Below are 14,144 nucleotides of genomic sequence, written 5' to 3' on the forward strand. Positions count from 1 at the left end.
TCTGTAGATGAGCTGCGGGAGATGGCCGGCGGCGAGGGTTGAGAAGCGTCAACTTCGATCGTGATGCCTGGGAGGACTTCTTATTTCATACGCGATCGGTGATGCCGCCCTGAAGCCGAGGTCGACGGCAGCGCGGAGACGTTCGAGAAGACGTCGCGGTGAGGTCAATCCCGGTGTGACCAACGGCCGGTTACGGCCCGGTGCCCGCGAACAGCAGGCCCGACAGCTGCTGGCCGACGTTCATAAAGCCCGAGACGAAGGCCGATGTGACCAGGCCAAGCGTGCCCGTGTTGTACACGCCCGAGATGCCCGCGCCACGGTTGAGGATGCCGGAGAGCTGGGTGCCGAAATTGGCGAAGCCCGACGCCGACCCGAGCAGCGGATCCGAGATCGCGTTGAGCACCCCCGACATGCCCGACCCGGAGTTGGAGAAGCCGGACCCGCCACCACCGCCGGTGTTGAAGAAGCCCGACGACGGCGCGGTGGTGTCGTTGCCAAAGCCCGGTGCTCCGCCGAACCCGAAAATCGGGAGGCTGACGGGGCCGATGGTGGTGCTGGCGTGTAACTCCACCGGGATCCGGTCGATAACGACCGTCGGGAGATCAAAGGGTGGGGTGCCGCCGGACAAACCGAGGCCCAGCGGGAGTTGGGGAATCAGGGTGCCGCCCGGGATGGTGAAGCCCGGAATGGTCAGCGACAGCGGCAGGCCGATGTGGATGGGTCCGGTGGGAATGGTGAATCCGGGGAAGTGCAGTGTCGTCGGGTTCAAGTTGATGGGTGCCACGGTGAATGGTTGAAGTATGGAGACCTCGCCCCCGGGCATGCCGTCGGGTCCGACCGCGAAGAATGAAAAGCTGGGTCTGACCTTGAATCCGGAGCTGCTTCCGGACGTCATCCTGATCTCCGAGACGGCAGCATCCAAACTTAGGCCAGGGATGGTGAGGGTGATGGGGTCCACGGTGATAGGGCCGACGTCGAAGGTGGGATCGATGCCCAGGTGGATCGAGGGGATGGCGATGTTCGGGATGCTGATCGGCCCGATGTGGCCGATCGCGGCGAAGCCCAACGGGATGGACGGGATGTGGATGGGCGGAATGATGGTGGCGGGGCCGATGTCGCCGGTGACGTCGGCGCCCACCGCGGGGAACAGCGGAATGGGGTACCCGAAGGAGAAGCCGGCCAAGCCCTCGTAATTGCCCCGCCATAAGATGCCGTTGCTAAAGTTGCCCGTGATGAGGGCGCCGGTGTTGACATTGCCCGCGTTGGCGACGCCGGTGTTGGCGTTACCGGTGTTGAACCAGCCGGTGTTGGTGCTGCCTGGGTTGAAGCCACCGGTGTTGGTGTCACCAGCATTGAAGCTGCCCGTGTTGTACGACCCGGCGTTTGCCACACCGGTGTTGAAGCCGCCGGCGTTGACCAACCCGGTGCTGGCCACCCCGGAGTTGCCGATACCGGTGTTGTAGCTGCCGGAGTTGAACAACCCGAAGTTGGCAGTCCCGGAGTTGAAGAAGCCGATATTGCCTGTGCCGGAGTTGAACAGGCCAATGTTGCCAGTGCCGGAGTTCAAGCCGCCGATGCCGGACTGGTTGTCGCCGGTGAGCCCGATCCCGAGGTTGTTGGTGCCGGTGTTGCCAAACCCGATGTTGCCCAGGCCCATGTTGGCCCAGCCGACGTTGCCGCTGCCGGCGTTGCCCAGCCCGATATTGCCCATGCCGGCCAGGCCCGCCGCCAGACCCGAATTCCCGAACCCGAAGTTGGCATCGCCGATATTGCCGAACCCGACGTTGCCGCCGCCGATGTTGCCGAAGCCCAGGTTCACGTCGCCAATGTTGCCGAATCCCAGGTTCACGTCGCCAATGTTGGCCGCACCCAGGTTGAGGTTGCCGATGTTGCCGAGGCCGACGTTGCCGTTGCCGACGTTAGCCAACCCGATGTTGACGATGGTGATGGGGTTTTGCCCCAAGTTGGAGGCCAACAAGCCCGACAGGTGATCACCGACGTTGCCCAGGCCCGACACCAACGCCGGCGTCCCAAGCGGCAGCGTGCTGGTGTTGTAGATCCCCGACAGCCCCGAACCGAGGTTGAGCACGCCGGAGTGCAGTGTGCCGACGTTGGCAATACCCGAACCCGCGCCTGCCAAAGCGGTGTGCGCCTGGTTCCACCACCCCGACATGTTCGCGCCGAAGTTGCCGAAACCCGAGCCCCCGCCCGCCCCGGTGTTGAAGAAGCCCGACGACGGAACGGTGGTGGTGTTCCCAATGCCCGGGGTGGGCGGGATGTTGATCAGCGGGATGTTGCCGGCGATGACGTAGAGTTCGCCGTCGGCGTTCGCCGGGATCTCCGGGAACGTGATCGCCGGAATGGTGGCGCCGGGGGTGCCGACGAACACATCCAGGTTCAGCAGCGAGTTCGCCGGGAACGTCAGACCACCGGGGAACAGGGTGATCGCGTCGATGCTGCCCGGCACCTGGAAACCCAACGGGATCTGGTGAATATTGAGCGCCGGGGTGTTGAACGCCTGAGATGCCGCATTGAAGACGGCATGCACCGGGCCGGTCGTGCTGAGCGTCGGGATTCCCGAGATGATATTGCCGCCGACGAACAGGTCACCGGCGTTGTAGATTCTGCCGACCGAGTACCACGTTGGGCCGATCGCACCGGATGACGTCCAGACGATAAACGGCTCTATTTCGCTGGTCGCCCCGACCGACGCGGCCATATCGAGGACCGCTCGTGCGGCGGTCAGGGCGGGAATGGTGACCGAGGGGACCGCGATGGGGCCGAAGCCGACGCTTCCGGTGACGTTCGGATTGAGGGCGGGAATATCGATTTGCGGGATGGTGAAGGCGCCCATCGCCGCGTTGCCGGTCAGGTGCGCGTTGATCGCCGGAACCGGGATGGGCGGGACGACCACCGGGCCGAAGGCCCCGGTGAAATGCGCGTCCAGGATGGTGATCCGGGGAACGTCGAGGCTGTAGGAATAGCTGAATAGGCCTTCGTAGTTGCCCCGCCACAGGATGCCGTTGCTGAAGTTGCCCGACATGAGGGCGCCGGTGTCGACATTGCCCGAGTTCGCGATGCCGGTGTTGGCGTTACCGGTGTTGAACCAGCCGGTGTTGATGCTGCCCGGGTTGAAGCCCCCGGTGTTGGTGTCACCGACATTGAAGCTGCCCGTGTTGTAGCTGCCGGCGTTGGCCAGACCCGTAGTGAAACCACCGGCATTGAAAAGCCCAGTACTGCCCGTTCCGCTATTACCGATGCCGGTGTTGAAGCTGCCCGAGTTGAACAACCCCCAGTTTCCGGTCCCGGAGTTGAAGAACCCGACGTTGCCGGCGCCGGAGTTGAACAACCCCAGGTTGCCGGCACCGGAGTTCAAGCCGCCGATGCCGGTCTGGTTGTCGCCGGTCAGCCCAATCCCGAGGTTGTTGGTGCCGGTGTTGGCGAACCCGATGTTGCCCACACCCATGTTGGCCAGGCCAACGTTGGTGCTGCCCGCATTGCCCAACCCGATATTGCCGATGCCGAGCGCCGCCCCCAGGCCCGAATTGCCAAACCCGACGTTGCCGTGGCCGATATTGCCGAAGCCGACGTTGGCGTTCCCGATATTGCCCAACCCTAGGTTGAGGTCGCCGAGGTTGGCCGCGCCCAGGTTGAAGTCCCCAACGTTGCCCAACCCGAGGTTGTAGTTGCCGACATCGGCCAACCCGAGGTTGATGATGGGGCTTTGGGTCAACGCCGTCCCGGCCGCCAACACCCCCGACAGCTGCTGGCCCACGTTGCCGGCACCCGACACCAGCGCCGGCGTCCCCAAACCCACGATAGCGGTGTTGTACAGCCCCGATATCCCCGAGCCGACGTTCAGCACACCCGAGTTCAGCGTGCCAACGTTGAGAACGCCCGAGCCCGCGCCCGCCAACGCGGCATGCGCCTGGTTCCACCAGCCTGAGCTGCCGGCCCCGAAGTTGCCGAAACCCGACACCCCGCCCGCGCCGGAGTTGAAGAAACCCGACGACGGGGTGGCGGTCGCGTTCCCGAAGCCGGGCGTCGGCGGAACGATGATGATCGGAACGCTGCTGTCCGGCACGCTGATGTTGAGGGCCAGGCTCAGTGGCAGCGGATCGATCGTGAAACCACCCGGGAATATCGTGATCGGATCCAGCACGCCGGACGCATCGATGGTCAACGGGATCGCATTTTGCGGGATGTTGAGGCCACCGGGGAACAGCGTGAAGGCCGGAAGACCGCCCGACACATCGATCTTGAGCGGGATAGGCGATGTCGTGATCGTTGGGATGGTGACGGTTGGGAGGGTTAGTGCGAGGCTACCGGTGGTTGCGCTGCTGGGACCGGTATGGATCAGGATGCCCTGAGTGGGTGCGGTGACAAAGCCACCACTCATTCCGGTTGAGTTGGACGCCCCAACGATCCAGTTGTCGCCGAGCGCATTCACGAACAGCAACGGAAGTCTGAAGGGCGGCGGGGCGGGGGCCGGGGGCGTGTCGAGCGGAATCGTGTAGGTCTGACCGCCGATCGTCATGCTCGGCAGGAAGACGATGGGCGGGATGACCATCGTTTCGTGGATGTCCAGCACCACTGCGGGGACATCGATGGGCTCGATCCTGAAGGGCCCGATGTTGACGAGTTCGTGGATGTCGAACAGCGACATGCCGGGAATATCGATCTGATCGATGTGGACGGGACCGAGGTTGAGGGTTTCGTTGATGTCCACCAGGGTGCTGCCGGTGATTTCGATGCTGTAGGAGAAGCCGACCAGCCCGTGGTGATCACCGGTCCACAGCGCGCCGTTGTTGAAGCTGCCGGAGTTGAACGCGCCGGTGTTGACATTGCCCGTGTTGAAGCCGCCGGTGTTGGTGTGGCCGGCGTTGAACCAGCCGGTGTTGACATTGCCAGGGTTGAAGCCGCCGGTGTTGGTGTTGCCCGCGTTGAGGCTGCCGGTGTTGTAACTACCGGCATTGGCCAGACCCGTGTTGAAACTCCCGGCATTGAAAAGCCCGGTACTGCCCGTTCCGCTGTTACCGATGCCGGTGTTGTAGCTGCCCGAGTTGAACAACCCCCAGTTTCCGGTCCCGGTGTTGAAGAACCCGATGTTGCCGGTGCCGGAGTTGAACAACCCCAGGTTGCCGGCACCGGAGTTCAGGCCGCCGAACCCGGTCTGGTTGTCGCCGGTCAGCCCGATCCCGAGGTTGTTGGTGCCGGTATTGCCGAACCCGATGTTGCCCAGGCCCATGTTGCCGAAGCCGACGTTGTTGCTGCCGGCGTTGCCCAACCCGATGTTGCCGATCCCCGGCAGCGCCCCCAGGCCCGAGTTGCCGAACCCGACATTGCCGTGGCCGAGGTTGCCGAACCCGACGTTGCCGTCCCCGAGGTTGCCCAACCCCAGGTTCTGCCCGCCGAGGTTGCCACCGCCGAGGTTGAGGTTGCCGAGGTTGCCCGCGCCCAGGTTGACGTCGCCGACGTTGGCGAAGCCGAGGTTGTAGCTGCCGACGTTGCCCAGGTTGACGATGTTCAGCGGATTCAGGTGCCGCAGCTCGGCGATCGCCGCGTCGATGATGCTCGGCTGCCCGGAGCCGCCCGACCCGCCGCTGGTCAGCATCGCCAGCAGGCCATCGATGGACACCCCCGACACGTGGTTGCCCAGGTTGCCGAAACCCGAGATCACCGCCGGCGCGGAGCCCAGCGTGCTCACGTTGAACATGCCCGAGATGTCGACGCCGGAGTTCAGCACACCGGATGCCAGGCTGCCGGCATTGCCCAGGCCGGAGAGCGTCCCCACCATCGGACTCGAGGCCTGGTTCAGCAAGCCGGACACCCCCGCGCCGAAGTTGGCGATGCCCGAGCCGCCACCGCCGCCGGTGTTGAAGAAGCCCGACGACGGCAGCTCGGTCGAGTTGCCAAAGCCCGGCAGCGCCGGAATGTCGATGATCGAGATGTTGATGGGTCCGGCGCTGCTGAGAACGTCGAAGTTCAGCGGAATCGGGTCGATCCTGGTGCCGGTGATGGTGACCGCCGGAATGTCGACGGACACATCGATCGGCACGACCTCCGACATCGAAATTCCGTTGATAGTGGAGGCCGGGATGTCGATCGGCGGAATGTCGATGGGTATGGATTGGCTGAACGAGATTGCCGGCAATTCGATGGCGTCGATGGTCTGCTGCAGCGGCAGGGCCAATCCGCCCAGCGTTGCCGAAGTAAGGGGTATGGCGACCTGTATCTGAACCGAGATTGTGGGATCGGGAAATTCATTTGGGAACGCGTCGTGGAGGAACTGAAGCTTGAGGTTAACGTTGAACGGATTGAGCTGGACGTTTGAGACGGTGATCGGGCCGAACCTGAATTGTCCGGTAATGCCCAGCGCAGAAAGCAGGGTGGTGGCCGGGGCGGTGAAGCCGGCGTCGGCGGCACCGTCGAAGTCGATGTGGATTGCCGGAATGGGGATGTCCGGCACGGCGAAGCCGTAGTTCGCTTGTCCCGTGAGGCCCAGGTGGATGGGGGGAAGGATCGTGGTGTCCGGGATGATAATGGGGCCGATGCCGCCGGTTGAAGTCCAGTGGATCGGGAATTCGGGAATCGTGATGCCGACGTTCAGGCCGAACAGGCCCTCGAAGTTGCCTCGCCACAAGATGCCGTTGCTGTCGTTGCCGGTGATGAAGGCGCCGGTGTTGACGGTGCCCGAATTGGCGACGCCGGTGTTGGCGTTGCCGGTGTTGAACCAGCCGGTGTTGATGCTGCCCGGGTTGAAACCACCGGTGTTGGTGTCACCCACATTGAAGCTGCCCGTGTTGTACGACCCAGGGTTGGCCACACCGGTATTGAAATTACCGGCATTGAAAAGCCCAGTACTGCCCGTTCCGCCATTGCCGATCCCGGTGTTGTAGCCGCCCGAGTTGAACAACCCGAAGTTCCCGGTCCCGGAGTTGAACAACCCGACGTTGCCGGTGCCGGAGTTGAACAACCCGATGTTGCCGGCACCGGAGTTCAAGCCGCCGATCCCAGTCTGGTTGTCCCCGGTCAGCCCAATCCCGAGGTTGTTGGTGCCGGTATTACCGAACCCGATGTTGCCCACACCCATGTTGCCGAAGCCGACGTTGCCGCTGCCGGCATTGCCCAACCCGATGTTGCCCACCCCGGCCAGGCCCGCCGCCAGACCCGCATTGCCCAACCCGAAGTTGGCATCGCCGATATTGCCGAACCCGACGTTGCCGCCGCCGACATTGCCCAAACCCACGTTCAAGTCGCCGATATTGGCCGCACCCAGGTTGACGTTCCCCACGTTGCCGAAACCGACGTTTACGCTGCCCACATCGGCCAACCCGAGATTGATGATGAGGCTCTGGTTGAGTGCCGTCCCCGCCGAGGACAACCCCGACAGCTGCTCACCAACATTGCCGATGCCCGAGACCACCGCCGGGGTCCCCGGCGGCAACCCGCCGGTGTTGTACAGCCCCGACACACCCGAGCCGAAGTTCAGCACACCCGAGTCCAGCGAGCCGAAGTTGGCGAAGCCCGAGCCCGCCCCGGCCGCCGCGCTGTGCGCCTGGTTCCACCAACCCGACATCGCCGAACCGAAGTTGTAGAAACCCGATCCCCCACCGTCGCCGGAGTTGAAGAAACCCGACGACGGGGTGGTGGTCGTGTTGCCAAAGCCCGGGGTCGGCGGGACGTTGATGATCGGGATCTGGATGGGACCGAACAGGACGGTGCCGTCCCAGAGCACCGGGACCGTGGTGATCTGGAAACCGTTGGGCAGCAGGGTGAACGGGTCGGTGCCGCCGGACAGGTTGATCACGCCCGCGGAAGCCTTAGGAAATGTGAGGCCACCCGGGAAGAAGGTGAAGGGGTCGTTGCCGCCGGACAAGCCGAGGGTCACCGGAGTTTGGGCGGGAATGGTCCAGCCATTCGGGAAGAGGGTCCAGGTGGTGGTGCCCAGCGCAAGGCTCAGGGGAATTGGGGACCCAATACTGAGGCCGCTGATCTGGGGGCCGGTGATTGACAGGTTCGATATAAAGAAGCCTATAGCGGGAGGGTTGGGATTGCCGAAATTAGCGATGCTGATAAACGGGTCGTTGAATTTGAAGGATCCGATGCTGAGCCCTATGCCACCGTTGAGGGCGTTAAGAGCGGTGACATCCGAGATGGTGGTTTGTCCTAAGCCCACGGATCCCAGGACGTCGATGGGGATCTTGGGAATATGGATTTCTGGAATAGTGAAGGGACCCAGGCCGATGCTTGCATTGGTGATGTTGAAATGGGCGGCGGAAATTGGGACGGGCGCCACGTGCAAGGGACCGATTCCACCGACCGCATGATAGGTGAGGGGGAATTGCTCAATAGTGAATCCGAGGTAGGCGCTGAACAGGCCCTCGAAGTTGCCTCGCCACAAGATGCCGTTGCTGTCGTTGCCGGTGATGAAGGCGCCGGTGTTGACGGTGCCCGAATTGGCGACGCCGGTGTTGGCGTTGCCGGTGTTGAACCAGCCGGTGTTGATGCTGCCCGGGTTGAAACCACCGGTGTTGGTGTCACCCACATTGAAGCTGCCCGTGTTGTACGACCCAGGGTTGGCCACACCGGTATTGAAATTACCGGCATTGAAAAGCCCAGTACTGCCCGTTCCGCCATTGCCGATCCCGGTGTTGTAGCCGCCCGAGTTGAACAACCCGAAGTTCCCGGTCCCGGAGTTGAACAACCCGACGTTGCCGGTGCCGGAGTTGAACAACCCGATGTTGCCGGCACCGGAGTTCAAGCCGCCGATCCCAGTCTGGTTGTCCCCGGTCAGCCCAATCCCGAGGTTGTTGGTGCCGGTGTTACCGAACCCGATGTTGCCCACACCCATGTTGCCGAAGCCGACGTTGCCGCTGCCGGCATTGCCCAACCCGATGTTGCCCACCCCGGCCAGGCCCGCCGCCAGACCCGCATTGCCCAACCCGAAGTTGGCATCGCCGATATTGCCGAACCCGACGTTGCCGCCGCCGACATTGCCCAAACCCACGTTCAAGTCGCCGATATTGGCCGCACCCAGGTTGACGTTCCCCACGTTGCCGAAACCGACGTTTACGCTGCCCACATCGGCCAGCCCGAGGTTGATGATGAGGCTCTGGTTGAGTGCCGTCCCCGCCGAGGACAACCCCGACAGCTGCTCACCAACATTGCCGATGCCCGAGACCACCGCCGGGGTCCCCGGCGGCAACCCGCCGGTGTTGTACAGCCCCGACACACCCGAGCCGAAGTTCAGCACACCCGATCCCAGCGAACCGAAATTGGCGAAACCCGAACCCGCCCCAGCCACCTCGGTCTGCGCCTGGTTCCACCAACCCGAGCTGCCCGCACCGAAATTCCCGAAGCCCGACACCCCACCGTCGCCGGAGTTGAAGAAACCCGACGACGGAGCGGTGGTCGTGTTGCCAAAGCCCGGGGTCGCCGGGATATTAACGCCGTTGATCAGGATAGGGCCGACAGTGACGCTGGCGCCGAGGTTCAGCGGGATGCGGTCGATCGTGATCGGCGGGGTGCTGAAGCCGTCAATCTGGCCGTCTATGTCGATCGTCAGCGGCAGCGGCGCAGCGGGAATGGTGAAGCCCGGGATCGTGAATCCCAGCGTGCCGATCGACGCGCTGGCCAGCAGCGCCAGTGGATTGTTGGGAATACTGATGCCATTCGGGAAGATCGTTACTGCCGGGGTACTCCAGTTGACGGTCACCGGGAATGACTGGTTAATTCTGGTGTCGATATTAAGGTTACCTAATTGGAGGGTGACGTTGCCGGCAAGATCTTTGATTTCGATTCCTGAAATGTTGACGACCCCCAAGCCAAAGAAGGGGCCGACGGGGAAAGTCGTGTTGAAGTTCTGAGCCGGGAACAGGGTGATGGGCGAGATGGTGATGGGGCCGACGCTGATAGGTATGGCCGTACCGCCACCAAAAGCGGGGATCACGATGTCCGGAACGACCAGCGGGCCGAGGCTGAAGGTTTGGTGAATGTTGAGCGGGATGGTGGGCAAAATCTGGATCGGCAACACGGTGATGGGGCCGACGCCGCCGTTGAGCTCGAGACCAATGGGGATCGCCGGAATGGTCGATCCACCGGAGAGCCCCCACAGGCCCTCGTAGTCACCCCGCCACAGCACACCGTTGCTGAAGTTGCCCGAGATGAACGCGCCGGTGTTGACATTGCCCGAGTTGGCGATGCCGGTGTTGGTGTTGCCGGTGTTCAGCCAGCCGGTGTTGACGTTGCCCGGGTTGAAGCCACCCGTATTGGTGTTGCCCGCGTTGAAGCTGCCCGTGTTATAGCTACCCACGTTGGCCACACCCGTGTTGAACCCACCAACGTTGAACAACCCGGTACTGGCCGTCCCCGCATTACCGACACCGGTGTTGTAGCTGCCCGAGTTGAATACCCCGAAGTTGCCGGTCCCCGAATTGAAGAACCCGATGTTGCCGGTGCCGGAGTTGAACAACCCCAGATTACCGGTTCCTGAATTCAGGCCCCCAATGCCAGTCAGGTTGTCCCCGGTCAACCCGATCCCGATGTTGTTGCTACCCGTGTTGGCAAAACCGATGTTGCCCACACCCAGGTTTGCGAGGCCGTAGTTGCTGCTGCCCGCATTGCCCAACCCAATATTGCCCATGCCCGGCGGCAACCCAAGACCCGAGTTGCCGAACCCGAAGTTGGCGTTGCCGATATTGCCGAAACCGAAATTCCCGCTACCGGCGTTGGCAGCACCCAAATTCTGCGCACCGACATTGGCTGCGCCCAGGTTGAATATCCCGACATTGCCCAACCCGACGTTGTAATTACCGACATTGCCCAAGCCCGCGTTAAGCCTCAACATCTTCGCGGGTCCGGCAAATAGAGCATTGAGGAACGCGCCGACACCACCCCCCAACGCCTGCGCCGGTGGGCTGAACGCCGGCAACGCCGCGGCAGCAGCCGACGCGCCGGAATGGTAGCCGGCCATCGCCGCCACATCGGCGGCCCACATCAACTCGTACTCGGCCTCGACGGCCGCGATCGCTGCGGCGTTCTGCCCCAGCAGGTTCGACATCGCCAACGCCCGCATCGCCATCCGGTTGACCGCCACCGCCGCCGGATCCACCGTCGCCGCCAACGCCGCCTCAAACGCCGCCACCGCGGCCCGCGCCTGCCCGGCCACCGCCACGGCCTGCGCCGCCACCGAACCCAACCACCCCGCATACGGGGCCGCCGCGGCCGCCATCGCCGCCGCCGCCGCACCCTGCCACACCCCCGCCGTCAGGCCCGACGTCACCTGCCCAAACGACACCGCCGCCGACCCCAACTCCTCAGCCAGCCCATCCCACGCCGCGGCCGCCGCCAGCAATGGGCTCGACCCCGCACCCGAATACATCAGCACGGAGTTGATTTCCGGGGGCAGAACTGGAAAATTCAACCGCCCCTACCTCTGCCGCTCACGATGCGTTCACACCTCATCGTCTCACCACGACGTGGTGAGCGCGGGCACTTCGACAAACTAATCTGCAATATCCCGATCGCGTACAAACGTGCCGACATTTGCGGCGCATTAATGCCCATATCGGCTTGTATCTCTTGTAGTGCCGCTTTGACGGGGTGGTGGTCAGGTACGGTGGCCTCGGGAGAGGCTGGAGGGCTCGACGTTTGGGCTGAGTGTCTGGGCCCGTGAAAGAGATCGTCTGCTCCAGCTTTGTCTCCTGAACTGACCCGGTTTAGGGAATTGGTGGCCAGGTTGCGGAAGTGCGCAGCATCGACGTGTACCTGGGTGAGGCATCGAATCATCGACAAGCACCGGAGCCGCGCGTGAACTCCCGCCGCGTTGTGGTCGGGGATGATGTGGGAGACCGGCCGGCAGTGCTGTGTACGAAGGTTCTCCCACCGCAACGAGTTCACGCACGACGGTCGGCTGGGTGGGCCCTGGAATGCGTGAACTCTTCATCAACACAACATGATTGACGATGAAGGGGAGAACCTCCATGCACAACAACGCTAACCCGTGACTGCCGAGAATCCAGGACGGAGCAGGCGGACGCTGGTCGGAATCGACGCGGCGATCACGGCCTGTCACCACATCGCGATCCGCGATGATGTCGGTGCGAGGTCGATTCGATTCAGTGTCGAACCCACGCTGGCCGGACTGCGCACCCTCACCGACAAGCTCAGCGGTTACGACGATATCGACGCCACCGTGGAACCGACCTCGATGACGTGGCTGCCGCTCACGATCGCTGTCGAGAATGCCGGTGACACCATGCACATGGCCGGCGCGCGGCATTGCGCCCGGCTGCGGGGTGCGATCGTGGGCAAGAGCAAGTCCGACGTCATCGACGCCGAGGTTCTCACCCGCGCCAGCGAGGTGTTCGACCTGACGCCGCTGACACTGCCGACGCCCGCGCAGTTGGCGTTACGTCGATCGGTGATCCGACGTGCCGGCGCAGTGATTGACGCGAACCGGTCCTGGCGTCGGTTGATGTCGTTGGCGCGGTAGGCGTTCCCCGATGTGTGGACCGCGTTCGCCGGGTCGTTACCGACCGCGACAGCGGTGCTGGGGCGTTGGCCCGACATCCGCTTGCTGGCCGGCGCACCGACCCGCCACGTTGACCGCCGTCATCGCCGCGCACACCCGCGGTGTCGCCGACACCCCGGCCCGGCCGAGGCCATCAAGACCGCCGCAACCGGCTGGGCCGCGTTCTGGGACGGGCACCTCGACCTGGACGCACTGGCCGTCGATGTCACCGAGCATCTCAGCGACCTCACCGACGACCGATGCGCGCGTTGGTGATGCCGGTGACCAAGAAGGTGTTGATCTTGGGTGACTAGTCAATGGTGGTGGCCAGGGTGAGCAGTTCGGGGATCTGCGAGTCGATGCGCCAGGCAGGAAGCGGTGTAGGTGATGGCGCGCCAGGTGGGGGTCCCCGCCGGTGCGCACGGTCGACAGCAGGGTGCGCAGCTCCTCTTTGGCGATCCAGGCCGAGAGAATCTGCGCGCGGGGGTCGACGGCGTTGATCCGATTCCGCATTTTGGCGAAGCTTTTGTCCGACAAGCGTTCCCGGGCGGTCAGCAAGCGACGTCGGTTGGCCCACTGCGGGTCGATCTTGCGGCCGCGCCGGTCGTGGAACGCCCAGGTCACCCGGCGGCGCACCGCGGTCAGCGCGTCGTTGGCCAGCGTGGTCACATGGAAGTGGTCGACGACGAGCTTGGCGTTGGGCAGCAGCCCGGGCGTGCGGATCGCCGAGGCGTAGGCAGCGGCGGGGTCGATGGCCACCGTACTGGATGCTCTCCCGGAACTGCGGTGTGCGCGCTTGCAGCCATGCCAGCACCGCCGCGCCGCCGCGGCCTTCATGCTGCCCCATAAACCCCTGATCACCGGCCAGGTCGACGAACCCGGTATCCCACGGGTCGACCCGTACCCACCGGCCAGTCTTGGCGCAGCGCTCCCATCTGGGTTTTCCTCGCCGTGTCTGGTCAACGCCCAGCACCGGGGTGGGCAACGGCTCGGTCAATACCCGTCTCGGCGTAGGCAACAAACGCCCGATGTGCCGTCGGCCACGACACGGCGTCAGCCTGGGCGACCTCGGCCCACCGAGCGGGCCGCATCCCCGATCGCCTTGGCCATCTGCCGACGCAGCCGCAGCGTGCTGCGGACGCGGGCAGGTACCTGGGTGATGGCCTCGGTGAACGGCCCCAGCTTGCAGTAGTCTTCTCGGCATCGCCAGCGAATTTTGTTCCAGCGCACCATGATGCGGTCTTCGCCATAAGGTAGATCTTTCGGTGAGGTAACCGCGTATTCCTTCACTGATATCGAGACCACCCCCGCACGACGGGCACGCCGCCGCCGTCGGCTCATCGGTGATCACATCGACCACCCGGGTCCCGTCACTGCGGCGCTCGACACGCTCAACCCGTGCTCCTGGCAGCCCGAACAACACTGTCGTAGCGTCAGACACAGCCCTTGGCTCCTTCCTCGGCCTGAATGCTTCGCAACACTTAGACTTCAGAAGGCCAAGGGCCCTCAGCCGCTAAACACGCCGACCAAGATCAACGAGCTACCTGCCCGGTCAAGGTTGAAGAGCCCCCATATCAGCAAGGGCCCGGTGTCGGCGCAAAATTTAGCGTCGTTGCGCCCACACCAGAGT

At 63.8% G+C, this 14,144-nt stretch carries 3 protein-coding genes and 2 pseudogenes; 2 read left to right on the top strand and 3 right to left on the bottom strand.

The features are described 5' to 3' along the window. Positions 1 to 190: 190 nt before the first annotated feature. Positions 191 to 11,425 carry a PPE family protein gene (locus tag FF952_RS17655; protein ID WP_031680957.1) on the bottom strand — a complete coding sequence of 3,745 codons (11,235 nt, stop codon included), beginning with the start codon at positions 11,423 to 11,425 and terminating at the stop codon, positions 191 to 193. Between the two features lie 579 nt (positions 11,426 to 12,004). Between FF952_RS17655 and FF952_RS17660 the strand changes: the two genes are divergently transcribed. Then, the gene (locus FF952_RS17660) at positions 12,005 to 12,496 is read left to right on the top strand and encodes an IS110 family transposase (RefSeq protein ID WP_003422266.1); all 492 of its coding nucleotides are present in this window, start codon (positions 12,005 to 12,007) and stop codon (positions 12,494 to 12,496) included. A 14-nt stretch (positions 12,497 to 12,510) separates the two neighbouring features. Next, positions 12,511 to 12,600, top strand: a pseudogene (locus FF952_RS17665) (IS110 family transposase); the annotation flags it as partial. Positions 12,601 to 12,997: 397 nt separating this feature from the next. Here the strand turns inward: FF952_RS17665 and FF952_RS17670 are convergent. Both FF952_RS17670 and FF952_RS17675 read right to left on the bottom strand, forming a co-directional pair. Then, a pseudogene (locus FF952_RS17670) lies at positions 12,998 to 13,351 on the bottom strand (transposase); the annotation flags it as partial. A gap of 216 nt (positions 13,352 to 13,567) precedes the next feature. Then, positions 13,568 to 13,855, bottom strand: a complete 288-nt coding sequence (locus FF952_RS17675; RefSeq protein WP_009938650.1) for a hypothetical protein — start codon at positions 13,853 to 13,855, stop codon at positions 13,568 to 13,570. Positions 13,856 to 14,144 lie beyond the last annotated feature (289 nt).

It is taken from the genome of Mycobacterium tuberculosis complex sp. N0072, from assembly GCF_030323725.1.
GTDB classification, from domain to species: domain Bacteria; phylum Actinomycetota; class Actinomycetes; order Mycobacteriales; family Mycobacteriaceae; genus Mycobacterium; species Mycobacterium tuberculosis.